Genomic DNA, 21,492 nt, shown 5'->3' with positions numbered 1-21,492 from the left:
TTGCACTCATAAGCGTCCACACGGCGCTTGCAGCCGGTGGTTGGCGGTCTGTTGGATGGCGGCGGCTTGGGCCACTTGCTGCGCATAGGCTTGCCAGCCGCCGTCTAGCCAATAGGCGGGCAAGGTGACTATTGCGGCACTGCGGCCCGCTTTGGATGCATCGGTGCTAGGCGCCAAGGTACTTTCGACCTGGGCACGCAAGGCATCGCTGACCACCCCATCGGTGATGACCACCAGCGCCTGGGCGTAGCCCGCATGACGTACATGCTTGAGCCGGTCTTGGTAGGCGCGCGCAATGGCGGCCACCAACTTGGCATCGCGCTCTTTGCCTTCCACCCGTACGGCGACGAGCTGCTCGGACGGCACCGGCCACTGCGCCTGAGGCGCACGTTGCATGGCTTCGCTGGCGGAGATCACCGTCCAGTGCATGCCCTGGCCCAGAGCGGCTATCCAAGTCTGCGCATCCAAGGGCTGCAACAACGGTTGGCTACCTGCCGTCCCCGCTTGCGCGGCCTGCCATGCTCGGACACCGCCCCGCACCGCTTGCAACTGGACAAAGCCTTGCTGCCGCAGCTGACGGCAGGCCTGGTCAACCTCGGCGATGTCGAGCCCGGAGCCCAGCAGCACCACGGACGTTTGCTGCAAGAAGCGTTTGCTGGCCATGTCAGAAAGCTCCAGCTGCAAAGCGCGCGCAATGGGTGCTGCGCGTTGCAGGCTGCGCGGGCGCACATCCGCCAAGGTGGGGGGCTGGGCGCTTTGCACCGATGCAGCCGCCTCAGCAGCGTTTACCCAGCAGGCCTGGTCCAGCGCGAGCGGCGCGGTTTGCACCAGCCATGCCAGCGCGGGCGTCTCTGTGGTTTGCGCTGCATATTGCGCAGCCGAACAGCCCAACTCCTTGGACGGGGCAGAAGCCGATTCAGCCTCCACCAAAGGCGGAGGCGCAGTCGCTGGCCGCGACCAAGCTGCTGCATCTCTGGCAGTACCACCCAAGGCTGCGCCGACCAAGACGGCCAGCGCAGCGTGCACACCCCACCTGGGGCCGCACGCCATGGTCTTAGCGGCCATCGCTCGCTCCCAGCACGCCCTTGCGTCGCAGCCCGGCCAGCGCCGCCAAACCGGTCAACAGCGACAACATCAGCACAGCCAGCCAACCCAGGCCCGGCACTGGCACGGCTTGCTCGTCGGCAGGCAGCGGCCCGCTTTGGATCACCGGGCCGCCCGGGTCTTTGATGACGCCATTGGCGGCCAGGTCGTCATCGCCCAGCTGGCCATCGGTGATGGTGAAGCTCACCCGGTTGCCCTCCAGCTTGAGGTTCTTGGGCACGTACCAAAGGCTGCGGCCACGTGAAGAAGGCGTGGGGCCGTACTTCATGTAGTTGCTGATGCCAAACAGGTTGGGCCACTCGGTCGTGACGGTCACCGTGCTGCCCACGTCACAGCCGACCAGTTCGTACTCGAACACGCCATGGGGGAACAGCAGCACATCAAACAGCGGCAACCAGCCTTGCGCCCGCTTGACGGCGGTCTTGTCAGGGTTGAAGCGGCAAGTGGCGCCACCGCCCGTGACCGAAGCCTTGAGCGTGCCCGTTCCCGTTGGCGTGGGGATGGTGACTTGCTTGTCACCCGCGGGGGCCGGGGTGTTCTTGAGGCCCAGCTTGACATCGGGCGCACCCGCCATCGCCACCACCACTTCGTAGTCGCCCGCCGTCGCGTTGGCGCTGAACATCAGCGATGCCGCCAGGCCCTGTGCATCGGTCGTCGCTTGCGCAGTCAAGCCGCCACCCGCAAAGACAGCGCCTGCACCGCTGGCGGGCATGCTGAAGCTCAGCACACGCCCTGCCACCGGTTCACCCTGGCCGTTGACCAGCTTGACACGGATCACCTCGGCAAAGGCCGTACCCACCACCGCAGACTGGCCGCCACCGGCAAGCACCTGCAGGTTCAGCACAGGCGCCGTTACAGCGGTGTTCGTCAATGCAAACCGCACGCCGTCTGCCACACCGCCTGCACTGGCCAGCACCTCGAAGCTGCCTTCGGTGTTGTTGGCCGTGAGCAGGGGCGCGCTGGCAAAACCATTGGCATCGGTTTGCACCTCTGCTTGCAAAGCGCCGCCTGCAAACGTGGCACTGGCACCGCTGGAAGGCAACTCGAAACGAATGCTGTGGTTTGCCACGCCCAGGCCTTGGCCATCCACCAGTTTGACGGCAAGCGCTTGCGCAAAGGCAGCGCCCACATGGGCCGACTGGCCGCTGCCGGCAACGCCAAGCAGCTGGAGCACTTGCACCGGCTGCGCCGTGTTGGTCAGCGCGAACGTCGCCTCGCCGGAGACCCCTGCCGCTGTAGCACTCGCCTGGTAGCTACCCTCCGCGCTGTTGGCCGTCAGCACTGGCGAGATCGCCAAGCCTTGGGCATCGGTAGAGACGCTAGCGGTTTGGGAGCCATCGGCAAAGCTAGCCGTGGCACTACCCACTGCAGCCGATGGCAGCGTGAACACCACCACGTGACCGGCCATGGCTGCGCCTTGCGCATCGACCACCTTGGCTTGCAAGCGCTGGGCAAAGGCCTGGCCTACGTGTGCAGTCTGGTTATCGCCCGCCACCCGCTGCAAGGTCAAGATGGGGGTTGCCGCATCGCTGTTGCGCAAGTCAAAGCTGGCGGGGGTGTTGACGCCGTCCACACTGGCAAGCACTTGGTAGGCACCCACGACGGCATTGGCGGTGATGGCATCGGCGCTCGCCAGGCCTTGGGCGTCGGTGCTGACCTGCAAGGCGGCGGTGCCGTTGCTGAACAGCGCACTGGCGCCGCTGGCTGGGGCCGTAAAGCGCAGGGTCTGACCGGCTACCGGGGCACCGTTCTCATCGGCCAGACGTACCTGGAGCGGCGTCGCAAACGCAGTGCCTATTTGGGCAACCTGCTGGTTACCGCTGCTGATGGCCAAGGTCCAGCTCTTGGTGGCAGAGCCGTCATCCTTCCAGGCCGCAGATACCAGGCCTATCCACTGCGCTACGGGCTGCCATGCCGCATCACGCCCACCACCTTGCGGCAGCGCACGCAGTTTTTCTTGCGCTTGCAGCAGCGCAGCAATCGCATCGCCCAGCTTTTGCTGCTGGACCGCATCGGCTGCTTGGTCGAACAGGGCCACCAACTGGGCCTTTTCTGCGTCAGCCAGGCCTGCAATGGCGGGCAGCGCTGTGCGTGCATTGGCCTCCGCCTGCTGCTGTGCAATGGTGCGCAGGTTGTGCGACCAGCTGTCCACCACCACCGCATCGGCGGTATTGCGCAGCTGGGATTCCAGGCTAAAGGCCTTGGCATCGGCAGGCAGCTGTAGCCACAGCTCAACGCCTTGCTCTGCACCGGCAGCCAGGTCCATAGGCCAGCTTAGCTGGTCGCCGCTTTGCGCGGCAGCGGGCTTGGACGACAGCAGCTGGGCGCCGTTGCCCAAGGCCGTGCTCAGCGTGAGCTGGCGGGCCTTGTCGTCGCCATTGTGGATGACAGTCTTCAGGTACACGCTGGATTGGGCGAGCATCGGGTCTACCAGTTTGGGCGTACTCAGCACCATCTGGGCCTGGAGCCATGCCGTCCATTCCGTGCCGCTCAGCGGCTCACCCAGGCTGTCAAAGCCCATCGCCAGTACCTGGCCCTTGCCATAGCTGCTGCGCACGGCGGCGGTTTCTCCGCTGGCGTAGCGCAGCTCAGTGGTCGCCGGCGCATCGGCCACCAAAGCCCAGCTTGGGTTGGTGAGCGGCAGCGCGTTAGTGCCCAACTGCAGAGCAGCGTTAGGCAACGGCTGATCGGCATAGCTGCCCCAGATATCGGCAATGGCACGCAGATGGGTATCGGCAGCGCCATCCACCACCAGCGAGGCACCACGCAGCACGGCAGCGCGCACTTCCTCCTGCAGGTGGGCGCTCAGATCGCTGAGCGACCCGCTCAGCCACAGCAGGCTGAAGTCGCCAGCACGCAACGCCTTTTGGAAGGCAGCAGCTGTCTCAACGATCTCGGCCTCATCGTCATACGTGGCCAGCACCGTTTGCGCGGCCTGGCGTTTTTGCGCGGCGCAGGCGGTGTCTGCGCCGCAGCCGATATAGGCCAGCACGCGCATACCCTGGTCTGCTGTTTGCGTGGCAGTCACGGCCTCGCTGCTCTGAATACGGATCAAGGTAGAGGCGCTGTTGTTGCTGCTGATATCGTCCTTGGTGGACGAGCCGATACGCGCAGCCACGGCAAACTCCTTGGCGCTGCTGTCCTTGTCGGTTTGCACTTCCAAGGTCAGGATCGCGGTGGAACGCGTTGCCATATCGCCCAGGGTCCAGACACCATTGGCATAGCTGCCCACAGCGGCCGATGGGCTCAGCACGGTTAAGCCCGCTGGTATTTCCACATTCACCGTGGTCGCCACAGACGTAGCCGGGCCCAGGTTTTCTGCGGTGATCGTGACGGTGGATTTGTCGCCTCGCTTGACGGTAGCAGGGCTGGCACCTGCAGCTACTGCCAGGTCGGCCTTGGGCTCGAGGTCGGGGTTGTCGGGCGCGGCGGCACGCTTGGCAAACAGATAGCCGGCTGCAGCGGAGCCAGCAGTCAGCTCAATGCTGCTGAACTTGCCCGCCTCGCTCTGCCCACCCGCAGAGCCCGCCAGCGCCGCGCCATCCACCAGGCCATCGCTGACACCAACGACCAAGGTGTAGACGCCTGGCTTGAGGTTGGTGAAGTGGAACGCGCCTTGCGCATCGGTATACGACGTTTGCAGCTCGGCGGCGCCCGTGCTGGCTTGGGTGCCGCTCAGTTTGACCTCGGTCACGGGGATGCCCGGCTCGCCACTGTCGCGCAGGCCATTGGCATTGCTGTCCCGGTACACGAGGCCCGCGATGCTGGCCTCGGCCGCGCCGGCCACAAAGCCAATGCTGTACTGGCCGCTGGTATTGGCATCGAAGATATTGAGGAAGTAGCTCCAACTCAGGTCTTCATTGCGCTCCTTGGACAACCAGACGTTTTCTGCAGGCACGATATAGCCATCCGACCGCGTGACCTGCACCGGCAGCTTGGCGCCGCGCGCCGGATCGGGCACGCGGGCATAGGCAAAGCCCTGGGCTACAGGGCTAAAGCGCAGGCTGGCGTTGTTGCCCTGCACGGTCATCTGTGCCGACGCCGTCTGGTTCTGCACCTCGGTGTCTGCGCCATCGGACTCGTAGACCCGATAGACGTCGCCATCCTTGGCGAGAAAGTCGCGCACCTTATCGCGCCCTGCCAGATCCACGCGCACATCCTGGACCAAGGTATGCGTGCGCACTTCCTTGATCAGCGAGGTGACCGCCCCCCCCAGGGAATCGGCATGGGTGAAGCTGGCATTGAACTCGACAAATTTGCCTGCCAGACTGGTGACCATGGACCAGCGGCCCATTTTGGAAGTGCCTGACTCTATGTCGCCAAAGTCCAAAAGCAGGCTCTTGCCTGCTGGTTGGTCGCCGACATAGCCGCCGAGAATTTGAAAGCTGATCGCCAGGCCCTGCCGGTTCTCCACAATGCGGGGCTGGGCGGTGTCGATCTTGGTCTTGTGGGATGTGCCGCCGCCCTGGTTCTTGATGCGGACGCCCAGGGTAAAGGGCTCTGCTGCTTCGGTCTCTGGCGTGAAGGCGTCGTCGGCATAGACATCGCGCGGCAAAAAGTAATCCAGCACCAGCTCGGGCTGGGGGCGTACCACGATGGATTCTGGCGCCACGTCAACGGAATCTGCCTTGCCGTCGAGCGTGTAGCTGACCTTGGCACCCACGTAGTACACAGCGCCTTGCGGGTTGCTGCCACCACTGCCCGCTGCGGGGATGATGAGCCAGTTGATATGGGCCACCGCCTTGGGCGCGATGACACCACCCTGGAGACTGGTGATGCCTGTCACCTGGTCAGTGCGGTAAAAGAACGTCGCCCCCTGGGCATTGGGGTCCGAGGTCGCAACCACCAGGTTGTTGTTGGCATCGAGAAACTTCAGCTCGATGGAGACGTTCTCCAGCTTCTGGTCCGCCAGGCCATTGGTGATGACCATCTTGGCATCAAAGGCCTGGCGCTCCAGCGAAAGCTTTTGTTCAATGACAATTTTGACTTCGGCACACACAGCGTCTGCCGCCTGCGCAAAGGCACTGCTGATCGAATACAGCAGCCCCAGCACCAACATGCCCACCACCGTTGCCCAGCTGGTAAACAGCGGGCGGCCCCTCTTTTTTTGATACATGCCGTGTGTCCATCTGTAGTCGGCCCAGGTCCATGGATGCACCCCTGGTCCTCCACTTCACTTGATATCCGTCAATTAACAACAATAATTTACTGATGTCAATTGATAGCTTTATTTCATCTTGAAGCGCATTGGAATGAACACTGCTTAAAGGAAGCTGACAGATAGTTAGGCAAATGCAACAGTCACCTGAAAGGTGGGTACTGACTACCTCCAGTCGCTTGGCGGGCAAAGCATGCCAAGCATTGCCTCATGGAAGAGAAGCGGATCGAGGAGCAGTAGCAGGAAGGCAGCGCAGTGGCCCGCCCGGGTTCGCGCTGAAACCCGGGCAATGCGCTGTGCAACGGATCGTCAGGCCAGCCGCGGCTGGCGCAGCTGCTGCATGCGGTAGATCAGCCCCTGGGGCAGGCGCCGGGCGAGCGCGATGTCGACGGCGTCGCGGCCTTTGAAGTCGGCCACCGAGACGTCGGCGCCGGCGTCGAGGAGCAGCTCCAGGGTCTTGAGGCGACCGAGGCGTGCGGCATAGAAAACAGGGGTTTCGCCGTGCTCGCGCAGGTTAAGGAGGGGCTGGGCCTGCAGCAGCGCGCGGCACATGGCCTCGTCATCGCGCCACACGGCGGCCCACAGCGAGTAGCTGGCATTGGCGCCGTGCGAGAGCAGCAACTCCACCAGCGGCAGGTTTTCGCCTCGGGCCACGGCAAACCACAGCGCGGTGGCGCGGAACTCGCCATTGCACTCGCCCATCGGGGCTTCGGCCTCCAGCACGGCACCGGCGGCCAGCAAGGTGGCCACGGTTTCCAGGCCGTTGGTATCGGCTGACTGGGCGTTTTGCGCTGCTACGCCACAGGCCACCTGCAAGGCGGTGCGCCCCTTGCCATCGACCGCCTGGGCCCACTGCGGCGCCTGCGTCAGCAGCTGGGCCACCAAGGCGGCATCCCAACGCTTGGCAGCAGCAAACAGCGAGGTCTTCGAAGGCAGACTCATGCAGGGCTCCTTATGGCTTGTGACCATGCTCCAACGCGCAATGTACACCGATACCGCCGCGGCCCAACCTTGGTGGCAGGCAGGTTTTTCCCGACCTGCCTGCGCCTCTGGGATTACTGGGCCGCCACCCAGTCGATCAGCGCATCCCAGGCGGGGCGTGCCTGCGGGGCATTGTCGCTGTTGGCCATGGCCACGACCACCCAGCGGCGCCCATCGCGGCCATTGACATAGCCGGCAATGGCCGAGGCATCGCGCAGCGTGCCGGTCTTCAGGTGGGCGCCGCCGGTGTGGGCGCTTTTGCTGTTTTTCATCGTGCCGTCCACACCGACGATGGGCATCGAGGCCATCAGCTCGGGCATGACGTTGGAGTTCCAGGCCACCGAGAGCATCTTGGCCAGCGACCCGGCGGTGATGCGGGCATCGCGCGAGAGGCCGGCGCCATTGTCGATGGTGGGCTGCGCCATGCCGGGCACGCGCTCGCTCCACCACTGCGCCACCGCCTGGCGGCCGCCTTCAAAGGTGCCGACGCCCGCGCGCTCCTTGCCCAGGGTCAGAAACACCTGCTGGGTCATCACGTTGTTGCTGTACTTGTTGATATCGCGCACCACCTCGCCCAGGGTGGGCGAGCTGAAGCTCATCAGCGGCTGCACGCCGTCAGGCGTGGTGCCCATGCGCACCTGGCCAGTCACCTTGCCGCCCAGCTCGCGCCACATGCCTTCAAACACGCGGGGCGCAAAGCGGTCGGGCGCGGCGGGCGCCACCGCCCAGCTGTTCTCACCGCAGGCGGCCGGGTAGCCGCCCAGGAACTGGATCTGCGTGGCATCGGCCATCTGCGCCTTGAGCGCGCCGCGCCAGTCGCCACAGGCATTGCCCTTGGTCTTGAGCAGCGGCACCGTGCTGGGCAGGCGCAGATGGGCGATGGCCGGCTCGTAGGCGATACGGGCCACACCGGCGGCCGCATCGGGGATAAAGCGCATCGTCAGCGACTTGTAGTTCAGCAGCAGCGCATCGGGCACGGCGTTGTAGGGCCGGTAGGGCTCGTTGTCAAAGCGTGCGGGGTCGATGGGCGGCAGCGCAAAGGCTGAGCGGTCCAGCACCACATCGCCAACGACGACCTGGATGCCTTGGCCCAGCAGGCGGCGCTGCAGCAGCCACAGGCGCTCCATCACCAGCTTGGGGTCGCCCGAGCCCTGCACATAAAGATTGCCATTGAGGGCGCCTTGGGCGACCTGGCCGTCGGTGGCAATGCGGGTGTCCCAGGTGTAGGCGGGGCCCAGGATCTCGAGCGCCGCATAGGTGGTCACCAGCTTCATCACCGAGGCGGGGTTGCGGCCCACATCGCTGTGCACATCAAGGAGGGGGCGCTGCGCGCCGCTGACATCCATCACCACCACCGAGACTGCATCCGCAGCCACCTTGCCGCGCTGCAGGGCGGCTTCGACCTCGGCCGGCAAGCGGCCGGCGGGCCAGGCGCTGGCCGGGGCGGCGAGGGCTGCAGGTGCTGCCGCGACGGGGGCGGCGGAGGCCGGGGCCTGGGGCGCCGCAGCGACCGGTTGGGCCAGCCGGATGGGTGTGGGCGCGGGGTCGCTAGAGGGGGCGGCCGGCGTCTGCGCGCAGGCCACCTGGCTCAGCGCAATCGCGACTGGCAGCAGCCAGCGGCCGCTGCTGCCAGGCAGGCCAGCGCCCAGCCGCGCCAGGGACAGAGAAAGGTGCGCCATCGAAGAAATCTGTTGCATGGGCAGCAGTCTAGCGGCTATGCCCAAGCCCGGCATGCAGCCTTGGCTTTGCCCCGATAATGGCGAGTTGCCACCCCTCTACAGGGGCTGAAACCGGGCGCCAGCATAGCGCCCGTGCGCGCCCTACCCCATGAACCTGCTTGCCCTCGAATCCAGTACCGACACCCTCTTTATTGCCACCGCGCGGGATGACCAGCGCTGGCTGCACAGCGGTGCCGGTGGCCAGCACACCTCCAGCCAGTTGCTGCCGGCGCTGCGCGGCCTGATGGCCGATGCAGGCCTGGGCTTTGATGCGCTGGACGCGATTGTGTTTGGCCGGGGCCCGGGCTCGTTCACCGGCTTGCGTACCGCCTGCGCCATTGCCCAGGGCCTGGCCTTTGTGGCCAAGGGCGGCCAGGGCGTGCCGGTGCTGCCGGTCGATACCTTGATGACCGTCGCTGAAGAGGCCCGCCTGCAATACGGCTGCACCCAGGTGCTGGCCTGCCTCGATGCCCGCATGGACGAGGTCTACAACGCCGTTTACCAGTATGTGGATGGCCACTGGCAGACCTTGGGCGATCTGCAGGTCTGCCCGCCGCAGGAGGTGCAGGTGCCCGCGGGCTTTGTCGTGGCCGGCAATGCCCAGGCCATATATGGCGAGCGCCTGGCGCCCGGCGCCACCCATCTGCAGGCCATGCCCACGGCCCGGGCCTTGCTGAGCCTGGCGCCTTATTTGCTGGCGCAAGGCCAGGCAGTGGCTGCGCAGGATGCGCTGCCGCTCTATATCCGCGACAAGGTCGCCAAGACCACGGCCGAGCGCGAGGCAGAAAAACAAGCCCAGGCCGCCGGCAGCCCAGGCAGCGCGCCATGAGCCTGCCGGCCTCGCCCCAGTTGCGCTGGTCCGCGCTGCGCATTGATGACCTGGATGCACTGCTGGCGGTGGAGAACCAGTGCTACACCCACCCCTGGACGCGGGGCAACTTTATCGACTCGATGGCGATGGGCTATGCGATGCAGCTGCTCTGGGCCGACGAGGAGCTGATCGGCTACTTTATTGCGATGCAGGGCGTCGATGAGCTGCACCTGCTCAACATCACCGTCAACCCGCGCCACCAGCGCCAGGGCTGGGCCAAGGTGCTGCTCGATCAGCTGCGCAGCTGGGCCGTCAGTGCGCGCGCGCAGGCGATCTGGCTGGAGGTGCGCATCAGCAATCTGCGCGCCCAGCAGATCTACCTGGCGTTTGGTTTTGAATCGGTAGGGCTGCGAAAGCGCTACTATCCGGTATCCCATGTCGAACGCGAGGACGCCATGGTCATGCGTTATCTGCTGCCTACCACCCCATGAGCCTGAACCTGGACGCCCGCCAACGCGCCATGCTGCAAGAGATGGGCCACCCGCTGTGGTGGCCCGAATCGCCCGCGCCTGCCGCCCAGGCCGCGCCTGAGACATCTTCCGCTCCTGCGCCAGTGGCTGCACCGCCATCGCGCGCGGAGGCGGTGCCTGCCCCAGCGGTTGTTCCCACGGCAGCGGCTGCAGCAGCGACTACAGGAGCTAATGCACCTACTGTTGCACCCGCTCCAGCGGCGATGCCGGCTGCTGCGCTCCCAGAAACGGCCGTGCCCGCTGCCGCTATTGAGCCAACGCCAGCGCCTGCAGCAGCTGCACGCCCCACGTCCCCACAGGCGCTGCCCGCCGGCTTTCCGCGTGTGCGCTTTGCGCTGCGCGCGCCAGTCCTGCTCGATCTGCAGGGCAAGCAGCAGCCCGCAGTGCCCCACACCCAGCCGTCCTGGCTGGTGGTGGCCGAGCTGCCCGAGGGCGCGCCCCTGCAGAGCGAAGCCTGCCAGCTGCTGGTGCAGATGCTGCGTGCCATGCGCCTGACCGATGCCCCCGTCTACTGGGTGCCGCTGGCCCGCATCCCTGCCAACCAGGAAGGCGATGATGGCCTGCCCAGCTTCAGCATCGAGGCGCTGGTGCAGGAATGCCAGCCGGCCATGGCGCTGCTGCTGGGCCTGCCGGCGGTGCGCCACCTGGTGCCGGGTGACCTGCCTTTCTCCAGCCTGCGCCAGCAGCTGCACCTGCTGGGCGGCTGCCAGCTGCCTGCCGTGGTCAGCTACGACCCCAGCCACCTGCTGCGCACCCCCCAGGCCAAGGCAGCAACCTGGGCCGATCTGTGCTTTGCACTGGCCCAGGCCGGGCGTTAATTTTCTTCACCAACCTGCCAATCTGCCGCCATTTAGCCGCCAAATAGCCGCCATTTGGTGAGTGTAGGCGCCCACTGACAGGCTGTGGCGTGGGGCGTTGACAACGCTGCGCGCGGACAAAGCGCATCGCCATGCGCAGCGGATGCGGGAATGCCATAATGGCGCCCATTCACAAACCGGAGTCTCTCCTTGGATCCCTACCCTAGTTGGTAGCTTCCACCCTGGCAAGCACATGGCTGCACAAGGGTCGGAAGCGCCCCCCGCCCCCCTTTTGCAGACCAATAACAACAAGGAAGTGAGCCCATGCTCAACATCTTTACGCTTGCCAATGGCCGTCTGGTGCAGGAAGAGATCGAGTCTCTCCAGGACCTGGCCCGTTTTCAGCCTATCTGGGTTGACCTCGAATCCCCCACCCTCGAAGAAAAGCGCTGGATCAAGCAGCACTATGGCCTGTCCATCCCCGAAGACGCGATGGACCAGGACATCGAGGAATCGGCCCGCTTCTACGAAGAAGACAACGGCGACCTGCACATCCGCAGCGACTTCCTGATCGATGACGAAGACGACCCGCGCAGCGTGCGTGTGGCCTTCATCATGAACCTGCACAACGCCGCGCTCAAAAGCTATGGCGTGCTGTTCTCCATCCACGATGAGGATGTGCCGGTGTTCCGCCTGCTGCGCCTGCGTGCGCGCCGCGCGCCGGGCCTCATCGAGGACAGCAAGGACGTGCTGCTCAAGCTGTTCGACGCCGACGCCGAGTACTCGGCCGATACCTTGGAAGGCATCTACGACGACCTGGAAAAAGTCAGCACCCAGGTGCTGGCTGGCAATGTGACCGACACCCACGCGAGTGAAGTGCTCTCGGCCATCGCCCGCCAGGAAGACTTGAACGGCCGCATTCGCCGCAATGTGATGGACACCCGCCGCGCGGTGAGCTTTGTCATGCGCAGCAAGATGCTCAACTCCGACCAGTTCGAGGACGCGCGCCAGATCCTGCGCGACATCGAATCGCTGGACAACCACACCGCCTTCCTCTTTGACAAGATCAACTTCTTGATGGATGCGACGGTCGGTTTCATCAACATCAACCAGAACAAGATCATCAAGATCTTCTCGGTGGCCAGCGTCGCGCTGCTGCCACCCACCTTGATCGCCAGCGTCTACGGCATGAACTTCAAGTACATGCCCGAAATCGACTGGCAATACGGCTATGCCTACGGCATTGCGCTGATGGTGGGCAGCGCGCTGATACCGATGCTGTACTTCCGCAAGCGCGGCTGGCTCAAGTAAGCACGGCGGCGCCCACTACACCTGCTTGGGCCGCAGGCACCACAGGGCCGTGCCGGCGATCGATGCGGCGAGCATCAGCACCCACAGCGCGCCCAGCTGCCACTGCTCCAGCGCCAGACCAAACAGAAAAGGGGCGCTGGCCTGGGTCATGCGGGCAGGCACCATCAGCAGGCCCTGGCGGTGGCCATAGCCTTGCGCGCCAAACATGGCCAGCGGCAAGGTGCCGATCACCACGGTCATGATGCCGTTGCCCAGGCCAAAGGCCAGCGCATAGACCCAGGCGCCCGAGGCACCCAACAGCGCCAGCGCGAGCGCCGCCACGGGGTAGGCGATGACGGCAATGCGCGCCGACCACAGCGGATGGGCGCGGCGCAGAAAAACATAGTCGGCAATGCGGCTGGCCACCTGGGCCGGGCCCACCAGCGCCGCCGCAGCGACCGCTGCCGTCGCCGTGGCGCCGCTGACCATCAGCAGGCGCGGCAGGTGCGACATCATCGAGGTGCCGATGAACCAGATGGCGGCAAAGGTCAGCGCCAGCAAGACCAGGCTGAGCCACTGGCCCCGCAGGGCAGCAGCTGGCGCTGCAGGCACGCCCGCTGGGTCGGCTGCCGCATCGGTACGGGCGCGAGCCGGAGCATGGGGCAAGCTGGCATGCAGCGGCAGCAGCACCAAGAGCTGCACCGCTGCCCAGACCAGGCAGGCCTCTCGCCAGCCCCAGCTGTGCAGCAGCCAGGTAGTGAGCGGCCAGCTCAGGGTGCTGGCAAAGCCGCCAAACAAGGTGATGCCGACAATGCTGCCGCGCGCGGCCTTGCCATACAGGCGCACCGAGGTGGCAAAGGCTGCCTCGTACAGGCCCGCCCCCATCGCCAGCCCCAGCAGCCACCAGACCGCAAACAGTTGGCCCTGGGTCTGCACCTGCGACAGCAGCGCCAGGCCCAGCGCAAACAGCACATTGGTGGCCATCAGGAGCGGCCGCCCGCCCCAGCGGTCAATCAGCCGCCCCGCTACCGGGCCAGTGAGCGCCATCATCAGCAGCGCCACGGAGAACGCCGCAAAGATGCGCGATGGCGCTATGCCCAGACTCTCGCCCATCGCGCCGGCCAGGATGGCGGGCAGGTAGAAGGCCGAGCCCCAGGACAGCATTTGCCCCAGGCCCAGCTTGCAGGTGGTCAGCACCTGGCCGGGCGCAAAGGAGTGGGCGGGAAAAAGGGGCATGGTCGGCAAAACAGCGCATCAAGGCAGCGCGCCATTGTGACGAGGCTTGCCGCAGTGCACAGTCACCCGCGCTACCGGGTAGCCGATTAACCTCTCGCCAAGTTCCGCAGCAGGCTGCCGATGGTGTGCTGCGCGTAGCGGCTGGCAATGCTGCGGATAAAGCGCGGAAAGTCCAGGTGCGCGCTGTCATCGGCCCGGTCGGAGATGCTGCGCATGGCCGCAAAGGGCAGGCCATGGTCGGCGCAGACCTGGGCGACAGCAGCGCCTTCCATCTCGACGGCCAGCGCCTCCATGCCTGCGCCCTGCAAGCCGCTGCGCAGCGCCTGCACTTCGGCGGCGCTGCTGACAAAGCGGTCGCCGCTGACGACCAGGCCCTGGTGCATCTGCGGCGCGGGCAGGCCCAGCTCGGCCGTCCAGGCTGCGGCGCCCCCGGCCAGGCACTGCTGCACCGCTACGGCCAGCTGCGCGCTCAGGGTAACGTCGCAGTCAAAGCGCGCGCGGCCATAGCCCGGCACCTCGTAGCGCGGAAAGATCGGCGAGGCATCCATGTCGTGCTGCGCATAGCTGCTGGCCACGACCACATCGCCCACCTGCACGCCCGCGCCCAGGCCACCGGCCACACCGGTAAACACGATGCCCCGGGCGCCAAAGCGCTCGACCAGGGTTGCGGCCGTGCTGGCCGCCGCCACCTTGCCAATGCCCGACAGCGCCAGCACCACCGCATGGCCGTGCAGCTGGCCGCAGGTGTAGCGGCGGCCGGCATAGTCGCTGGTGCGGGCATCCGCCAGCAGCGCGGCAATGCCGGCCTGCTCCTCGGGAAGGGCACTGAGAATGGCAAGGGTCACGGGGGAATCCCAAAAAACAGCAAAGCAGAGATTGTCGCTGCAATCTCCGCCCTCTGCGCTTTCGCTACTGTGTCGGCGGCAGCACTGCTGCGGCGCAGTGCCGCTGCAGCACTCAGGCTTTGGTCGTTTCGTCGCGCAGCTCGCGCCGCAGGATCTTGCCCACCGGGGTCTTGGGCAGGTTGTCGCGGAACTCGATGTACTTGGGCCGCTTGTAGCCGGTCAGGTGCTCGGCGCAATGGGCGCGCAGCTGCGCCTCGGTCACATCGGCCGACTTGCGCACGACCACCAGCTTGATCGCCTCGCCGGTCTTCTCATCGGGCACGCCCACCACCGCGCATTCGGCGACGCCGGGGAAGGATGCGGCCACGTCTTCGACCTCATTGGGGTAGACGTTGAAGCCGCTCACCAGCACCATGTCCTTCTTGCGGTCAACGATGCGGAACATGCCATCGGGCTCCATGATGCCGATGTCGCCGGAGCGGAAGAACTGGTCCTCGGTCATGGACTTGGCGGTCTCGTCCGGGCGCTGCCAGTAGCCGGCCATCACCTGCGGCCCGCGTATGCAGACCTCGCCGCGCTCGCCCTGCGCCACCGGCTCGCCGGCATCGTCGAGGATGGCCATATCGGTGCCCGGCATCGGGTAGCCGATCGAGCCCGAGGCCTTCTGGCCGGTGCCGACAAAGTTGCAGCTGGCCACCGGGCTGGTCTCGGACAGGCCATAGCCCTCGACGATGGGCTGGCCGGTGCGCTGAAGCCAGCGCTCAGCCACCGAGGACTGCACGGCCGCGCCGCCGCCCACCACCACGCGCAGGTTCTTCCAGTTCACCTTGTCGAAATCGGGGTGGCTCATCAGGCCGTTGAACAAGGTGTTGACCGCTGGCAAGGTGTGGAACTCGTACTTGCCCAGCTCGCCCAGCACCGCCTTCATGTCGCGCGGGTTGGGGATCAGCAGCACCTGGTGGCCCAGGCGCATGGACAGCAGAAAACAGACCGTGAACGCGAAGATATGGTAGAGCGGCAGCGCGCAGACGCACAGCGGCTGCTCGCCTTGTGGAATGGTCTTGAGCGCCGGCCCATACCAGGCCTGCACCTGCATCACATTGGCGCCCAGGTTGCGGTGTAGCAGCACGGCGCCCTTGGCCACGCCGGTGGTACCGCCGGTGTACTGCAGCGCGGCCATGTCGTCAGGCCCGATATCCACCGGCGAGAACGTGTGGCGCTCGCCCTGGCTGATCGCATCGGGGTAGCGGATGCTGCGCTCCAGGGTGAACGGCGCGACCAGCTTCTTGCTGTGGCGCACCACATAGTTGACGATGCTGCCCTTGATCAGGCCCAGGCAATCGCCCATGCTGCAGACGATGATCTGGTCGAGCTGGCGGTGCGCTGCGCAGTTCTGCACGGTGGCACCAAAGTTCTCCAGCACGATCATCACCTTGGCGCCGCTGTCCTTGAGCTGGTGGTCCAGCTCGGAGGCGGTGTAGAGCGGGTTGACGTTGACCACGACCAGCCCGGCGCGCAGCACGGCTGCGACGGCCACCGCGTACTGCGGCACATTGGGCATCATCAGCGCCACGCGGTCGCCCTTGGCGAGCGGCAGGGTCTGCAGGTAGGCGGCCAGCGCCACGCTGTAGTCGTCGAGCTGGCGGTAGCTGAAGCGCGCGCCCATGAAGTGCAGCGCCGTGCGGTCGGCATACTGGATAAAGGCCTGGTTGAGCAGCTGCACCAAGGTCGGAATGCGCTCAGGGTCAATGTCCTCGGGGATCTCGGGTGGGTAAGCGGCCAGCCATGGGCGTTCGGTCATGCACAAGTCTCCTGTCGGTCATACAGCGGGGTGCCGGCGCCCTGTGCGCACGGCCCGCTGCTGAGCCATGTTGTTCGATCTCGCCCTATTGTGCAAATTCTGCGTCCATTCCAAGTCTGGATATACCCGTAAAAAAGCAAAAAAAAAACCATGACCGGGGTCATGGCGGTTGCTGAGTGAGGGACGCGATCAGCGCTTGAGGGCTGCGGCCCCTGCAGGTGCTGCCCCTGCCGGAGCGACCACCGAAGCTGCTTTCTCTTCGGCGGCCTGGGGGTTGGGCTTTTCCTTGCCAAACAGCACATCGGAGTCGTCCTGCTTGGTCTCGTAGTACGGCTGCTGGTCGATCTCGTAGGGGAACGGTGGCACGGTCAGCACGCCGTTGAAGTAGCCGGTGCTCTCACGCATGGAACGCGCCAGGTCCTGGGCCCAGTGGTCCAGCGAACGGCCGGCGGCCAGAAAGTCGACACTGCTGCGGATCGGCGGGCGCACCAGGCGCTGGTCCACTAGCACCTGCGCTTCGACATAGCCGCCATTGCTGGTGGTGAACTGGTAGGACACATAGGCCACCGGGCGCGCAAAGTAGACACCGGCCGCCTCCAGCCGGCCCGCCATGGCCGCATCGTTCTGGGCCAGCCAGTCGCTGCTGTTGGCGGTGCGCTTGATGCGCAGGCAGTCCACCCGGCCAATGTTCAGGCCCTGGGTGCGCTCGACCAGCACGCCCTTTTGCTTGGGGCAGTTCTGGGTCCAGACGGTGTTTTGGTTGTTCAGGTCATCGACGCTGGAGCGCAGCGACATCACGCCCACCAGCTCGCCCAGCTTGGTGCGCATCTGCCAGAGCCTGGCCTGTAGGGGCTTGTCCTTGGCCAGGTCTTCGGGCAGTACATCGAGCACCTCGCTGTCCGTGCCCCAGTACGTCCATCGCAGGTCGGTGTTTTGGTCCATGGACACCAAGGTGCGGCCCACCGGCTCCACACTCGACGGCAGCGGCGCGCAGGCGCTCAGCACCACGGCTGCGGCAGCGCACCCCAGCCAGGACAGAGAACGGGCAGCGGAAAAAGACATAGACGGATCCTGAAAACAGTAGCGGCGGCCAACAGACAGTGCGTGGCCTGTGCCACACCGCCAAGCCCTGCATCATAGCAAGGCCGTTGCGGATTCTGTCTGAGGCCGCCGGGCTGAATCAGGAGACTTTGGCAGTGAATGTATCCAAATGCATCACTTGCTCTGGCAACTGGCCGGCAGATACTGTTGCGCCGCACCATCGGCGCTGCAATGCCAGATCACCTTGCCGCCCTCGCCCTGCATGGGCTGCATCTGCAACTGGCCATGGAGGGTCAGCGCAGTCAGCGACATATCGTCGCTGTCATACATCAGCCGGCCTTCCTGCTGCGGCGACACACCTGCATCGGCCAGCGAATCCGGCACTTCTTCATAGGTCTGGTAGTAGCGCGACAGCGCCTGGCGTACCGGCTCGGCCTGGCTCCATTCCTTCTCGAAGGCTTCCTTGCCCTTTTGCGACTGCATGCCTTGCATCAGCATCTGGCTGAAGGCACCGCCCCCGGCTCCACCCTTGAGCGCCGGGATCGCGACGGCGGCCGCGATACCGATGATCGCGATCACCATCAACAAGCCCACGGCCCCGCCGCCTGCCCGGCCGCCATAGGGCACAAACAGCGCAAACAGGTAAGAGAAGGGATTGCGGCCCGGCATCTTGATGCCGGGGCTGATCATGCGCGCCACGCGCTTGGTCAGCCAGGGGTAGCCGCCCAGCAGCTCATGCAGATCGGGGAAGAAGCCCCGGTTCGTCATGGTCTGACGCGCATACTGCACCAGGTTGATGGTCTTCCACTTCTGCGCGCCAGCGGCCAGCACCGACAGCGCGCGGCCGGCCGATTCCGAGCCTTCGCAGCAGGCGCGGCCATGCAGGTCGCAGGTGTACTCCTGAGCGCGCGCATAGGCCGCACCAATCAGCGGCAGCCACAGCACCGGCATGCGCCAGAAATGGCCGGTCAAATGGCCTTGCTTGATATGGCCCAGCTCATGGCCAAAGTAGAAGTTGATGCCATCGGGCAGCGCGCGCATCGCATCCACCGTGTCGCTCAGCACAATGACAAAGTTGCGGCCCAGAAAGCGGGTGGCAAAGGCATTCATCAGGCCGTCGCCTTGCAGCAGATAGGCCTCGGGCGGGTCGACCAGCTCGAGCTTTTTGCAGCACTGCAGGTACTGCAGGTAGAGCTCGGGAAACTGCTCGTCCGACAGCCGCACGGCAGTGCCGCGCAGCCAGGCAATCAAGGCAGACTGGGCAAAGAGATAAAAAATGAAAGCGATGAGCAGGTAGATCAGTACCGTGCCCACGGTCATCAGCAAGATGGCCAACCATGCCAGCAAGCCCAAAACCAGCGTGATGGCGCCCAGGGTCCGCTCCCGCGGATACACCCACTCCTTCATATGTATCTCCTCTGTAAAGAGCGCGTATCATGCCCGAGACACGCGGCCTTTATAGAGAGAATTTATAAGATGTTGCAAAGCAGCAACTACCGCGTTCTGATGCTTACATGCGGCTTACTTCGCGCAAGGTGACCAGCTCTTCGGCCATCGTCGGATGGATGCCAATCGTCTGGTCAAACAGCGCCTTGGTGGCACCAGCTTTGATCGCCACCGCAAAGCCCTGGGTGATCTCGGCCGCATCGGCGCCCACGACATGCAGGCCCAGCACCTTGTCGCTGGCGTCATCCACGACCAGCTTGACCAGGCAGCGCTCGCTGCGGCCCGACAAGGTGTGGCGCAGCGGTTTGAAATCACTGCGGTAGATGCGCACCGCCCCATGGCGCTCACGGGCCTGGGCCTCGGTCAGGCCCACGGTGCCGATCTGTGGATGGGTGAACACCGCCGTGGGGATGTTGTCGTAGTCCATCACGCGCGCGGCCTTGCCGGCCTCGGGGCCCCAGAGGTGGTCTACCCAGGCCATCGCTTCGGCCAGGGCCACTGGCGTCAGCTCCATGCGCCCCAATACATCGCCCAGCGCATGCACGCTGGGCTGGGCAGTGGCCAGCTGCGCATCGACGACGATGGCGCCGCTTTTGTCCAGCGCAATGCCCAGCGCCTCCAGCCCCAGGCCGCTGACGTTGGCCTTGCGGCCCGTGGCATACAGCACCTGATCGGCCTTCAGCTCCGACCCATCGGCCAGGGTCAATGTGCGCTCGCCGCTGGCTGCATCGCAGGTGATCTCTTTCACTTCGGTCTTCAGGCGCAGGTCCACGCCGCTCTTGCGAAGCTCTTCGGCGACAAAGCTGCGCACCTCGTCGTCAAAGCCGCGCAGGATCTGGTCACCCCGGTGCAGCAGGCTCACCTGCACGCCCAGGCCATGGAAGATGCTGGCCATCTCGCAGCCGATATAGCCGCCGCCCACGACCACCAGCCGGCGCGGCAGCTCGGCCAGGTCAAACATCTCGTCCGAGACGATCACATGCGCGCTGCCCGGCAGATCGGGGCGCACCGGCGTGCCGCCGGTGGCGATCAGGATATGGGCCGCGGTCAAGGTGCGCACATCGGCGCCATCGGCAGAGACCACCACGGTGTGGGCATCGGCGAGCCGCCCCTGGCCGGCAATGCGCTCCACATTCGCGTTGCGCATCAGGCCCTCGTAGATGCCATTGAGCCGGGAGATCTCCTGCGCGCGCGCTGCTTTGAGCGCCTGCCAGTCCAGCGCAATCGCCTGGGGCATTTGCCAGCCGTAACCGCGCGCCTCTGCAAAGGCCTCGGCATAGCCAGCGGCATAGCTGTAGAGTTTTTTGGGGATGCAGCCGACGTTGACGCAAGTGCCACCCATGGCCTTGGACTCCACCACCGCCACCTTGGCGCCCCGTGCTGCCGCCATGCGGGCTGCCCGCACCCCCCCCGATCCGCCGCCAATCACCACCAGATCCAGATCCCAGGAATGGCTTGTCTGCATGCTTTGCGCTCCTTTGTTTGCTATGCAAAGCATTGTGCAAAAAACACCGGGCGCAGTGCGCGTGTGCGGTTATCGCCGCATCGCTTAGGCAAAAAGCAAAAGCCTGCAACGCGCAAGCGATTGCAGGCTTTGGGGCCATCCAGCGCCCAAGGCACTGGCAGGGCAGGCAGATTTACTTGACCAGTTGGGCCAGGTCGCCAGCGCTGTACTTCTTGGCCATTTGCTCCAGGCTGTAGCCCTTGATCTTGCCGCCCTGGCCTTCGCAGCCAAACTCGATGTAGCGGGCCTTGCACACTTGCTTGGCGGCTTCACGGGCGGGCTTGAGCCATTCGCGGGCGTCGAACTTGTCGGGGTTCTCGGCCAGGAACTTGCGCACCGCGCCGGTCATCGCCAGGCGGATGTCGGTGTCGATATTGATCTTGCGCACGCCGTACTTGATGGCTTCCTGGATCTCTTCGACGGGCACGCCGTAGGTTTCCTTCATCTTGCCGCCGTACTGGTTGATGATGGCCAGCAGTTCCTGGGGCACGGACGAGGAGCCATGCATCACCAGGTGGGTGTTGGGGATGCGGGCATGGATTTCCTTGACACGAGAGATCGCCAGGATGTCGCCCGTGGGCTTGCGGCTGAACTTGTAGGCGCCATGGCTGGTGCCGATGGCGATCGCCAGCGCGTCCAGTTGCGTGGCCTTGACGAACACGGCTGCTTCTTCGGGGTCGGTCAGCATCTGACTGTGGTCCAGCTTGCCTTCGGCGCCAATGCCGTCTTCTTCTCCAGCTTCACCGGTTTCCAGGTTGCCCAGGCAGCCCAGTTCGCCTTCGACGGTGGCACCGATCTGGTGGGCCATCGCAACGACCTTCTGGGTCACATCGACGTTGTAGTCAAAGGACGAGGGGGTCTTGCCGTCGCTCATCAGCGAGCCGTCCATCATCACCGAGCCAAAGCCCAGGTTCAGCGCGCCCTGGCAGATCTCGGGCGTGGTGCCGTGGTCCTGGTGCATCACCAGCGGGATGTGCGGGTACATCTCGGCGGCGGCCTGGATCAGGTGCTTGATGAAGGGCTCACCGGCGTACTTGCGCGCGCCGGCGCTGGCCTGCAGGATCACGGGCGCGCCGACTTCGTCTGCCGCCGACATCACGGCCTGGACTTGTTCCAGGTTGTTGACGTTAAAGGCAGGGATGCCGTAGCCATTTTCGGCAGCATGGTCGAGCATTTCGCGCATCGAGATCAAAGGCATGGTGGTCGGGTCCGTTCTAATGCAAAGAAAGA

At 65.1% G+C, this 21,492-nt stretch carries 15 protein-coding genes; 4 read left to right on the top strand and 11 right to left on the bottom strand.

The annotated features are described in order from the left end of the window. Nucleotides 1–6: 6 nt before the first annotated feature. The 4 genes from N4T19_RS18375 to dacB all read right to left on the bottom strand — a co-directional run bounded on the left by N4T19_RS18375 (nt 7) and on the right by dacB (nt 8,940). Complete coding sequence (locus N4T19_RS18375) at nt 7–828, bottom strand: rhodanese-like domain-containing protein (protein ID WP_260718723.1); 822 nt, start codon at nt 826–828, stop codon at nt 7–9. A 226-nt stretch (nt 829–1,054) separates the two neighbouring features. After that, nucleotides 1,055–6,220: a choice-of-anchor U domain-containing protein gene (locus N4T19_RS18370; RefSeq protein WP_260718722.1), complete on the bottom strand. Its 5,166-nt coding sequence runs from the start codon at nt 6,218–6,220 to the stop codon at nt 1,055–1,057. Between the two features lie 351 nt (nt 6,221–6,571). Next, complete coding sequence (locus N4T19_RS18365) at nt 6,572–7,204, bottom strand: ankyrin repeat domain-containing protein (RefSeq protein WP_260718721.1); 633 nt, start codon at nt 7,202–7,204, stop codon at nt 6,572–6,574. A gap of 113 nt (nt 7,205–7,317) precedes the next feature. After that, nucleotides 7,318–8,940, bottom strand: coding sequence for a D-alanyl-D-alanine carboxypeptidase/D-alanyl-D-alanine endopeptidase (dacB, locus tag N4T19_RS18360; RefSeq protein ID WP_260718720.1), 1,623 nt, complete (start codon nt 8,938–8,940; stop codon nt 7,318–7,320). Between the two features lie 130 nt (nt 8,941–9,070). Between dacB and tsaB the strand changes: the two genes are divergently transcribed. The 4 genes from tsaB (at nt 9,071) to corA (ending at nt 12,410) form a co-directional block, all read left to right on the top strand. Next, nucleotides 9,071–9,790, top strand: coding sequence for a tRNA (adenosine(37)-N6)-threonylcarbamoyltransferase complex dimerization subunit type 1 TsaB (gene tsaB, locus N4T19_RS18355; RefSeq protein WP_116926121.1), 720 nt, complete (start codon nt 9,071–9,073; stop codon nt 9,788–9,790). Beyond that, nucleotides 9,787–10,263: a ribosomal protein S18-alanine N-acetyltransferase gene (gene rimI, locus N4T19_RS18350; RefSeq protein ID WP_116926120.1), complete on the top strand. Its 477-nt coding sequence runs from the start codon at nt 9,787–9,789 to the stop codon at nt 10,261–10,263. Before tsaB ends, rimI begins: the two co-directional genes overlap by 4 nt. Further along, nucleotides 10,260–11,120 (top strand): uracil-DNA glycosylase family protein, encoded by an 861-nt coding sequence (locus N4T19_RS18345; protein WP_260718719.1) that lies wholly within the window; start codon nt 10,260–10,262, stop codon nt 11,118–11,120. The genes rimI and N4T19_RS18345 overlap by 4 nt, the downstream gene beginning before the upstream one ends. Nucleotides 11,121–11,423: 303 nt before the next feature. Beyond that, nucleotides 11,424–12,410 carry a magnesium/cobalt transporter CorA gene (gene corA / locus N4T19_RS18340; protein WP_021025633.1) on the top strand — a complete coding sequence of 329 codons (987 nt, stop codon included), beginning with the start codon at nt 11,424–11,426 and terminating at the stop codon, nt 12,408–12,410. 15 nt (nt 12,411–12,425) lie between these two features. Here corA and N4T19_RS18335 read toward each other — a convergent pair whose 3' ends face one another. From N4T19_RS18335 to fba, 7 genes are all read right to left on the bottom strand, one after another. Continuing rightward, complete coding sequence (locus tag N4T19_RS18335; protein WP_260718718.1) at nt 12,426–13,625, bottom strand: MFS transporter; 1,200 nt, start codon at nt 13,623–13,625, stop codon at nt 12,426–12,428. Nucleotides 13,626–13,711: 86 nt separating this feature from the next. Continuing rightward, a complete protein-coding gene (locus tag N4T19_RS18330) occupies nt 13,712–14,470 on the bottom strand; it encodes a 5'-methylthioadenosine/adenosylhomocysteine nucleosidase (protein WP_116926116.1) in 759 nt (252 codons plus the stop codon). A gap of 112 nt (nt 14,471–14,582) precedes the next feature. Continuing rightward, on the bottom strand, nt 14,583–16,271 hold the full coding sequence (locus tag N4T19_RS18325) for an AMP-binding protein (protein ID WP_260718717.1): 1,689 nt from the start codon (nt 16,269–16,271) through the stop codon (nt 14,583–14,585). A gap of 189 nt (nt 16,272–16,460) precedes the next feature. Then, complete coding sequence (locus tag N4T19_RS18320) at nt 16,461–17,333, bottom strand: hypothetical protein (RefSeq protein ID WP_260718716.1); 873 nt, start codon at nt 17,331–17,333, stop codon at nt 16,461–16,463. A gap of 153 nt (nt 17,334–17,486) precedes the next feature. Further along, nucleotides 17,487–18,719: a M48 family metallopeptidase gene (locus N4T19_RS18315; protein ID WP_182344714.1), complete on the bottom strand. Its 1,233-nt coding sequence runs from the start codon at nt 18,717–18,719 to the stop codon at nt 17,487–17,489. Nucleotides 18,720–18,822: 103 nt separating this feature from the next. Then, the gene (gene gorA, locus N4T19_RS18310; RefSeq protein ID WP_260718715.1) at nt 18,823–20,223 is read right to left on the bottom strand and encodes a glutathione-disulfide reductase; all 1,401 of its coding nucleotides are present in this window, start codon (nt 20,221–20,223) and stop codon (nt 18,823–18,825) included. Nucleotides 20,224–20,395: 172 nt separating this feature from the next. Continuing rightward, entirely contained in the window at nt 20,396–21,460 is a 1,065-nt protein-coding gene (gene fba / locus N4T19_RS18305) for a class II fructose-bisphosphate aldolase (RefSeq protein WP_116926111.1), read from the bottom strand. Between the last annotated feature and the right edge of the window lie 32 nt (nt 21,461–21,492).

The sequence above is a fragment of the Comamonas squillarum genome, from assembly GCF_025309455.1.
Taxonomy (GTDB): Bacteria; Pseudomonadota; Gammaproteobacteria; order Burkholderiales; family Burkholderiaceae_C; genus Comamonas; species Comamonas squillarum.
This window is presented reverse-complemented; position numbering and strand designations above follow the sequence as displayed.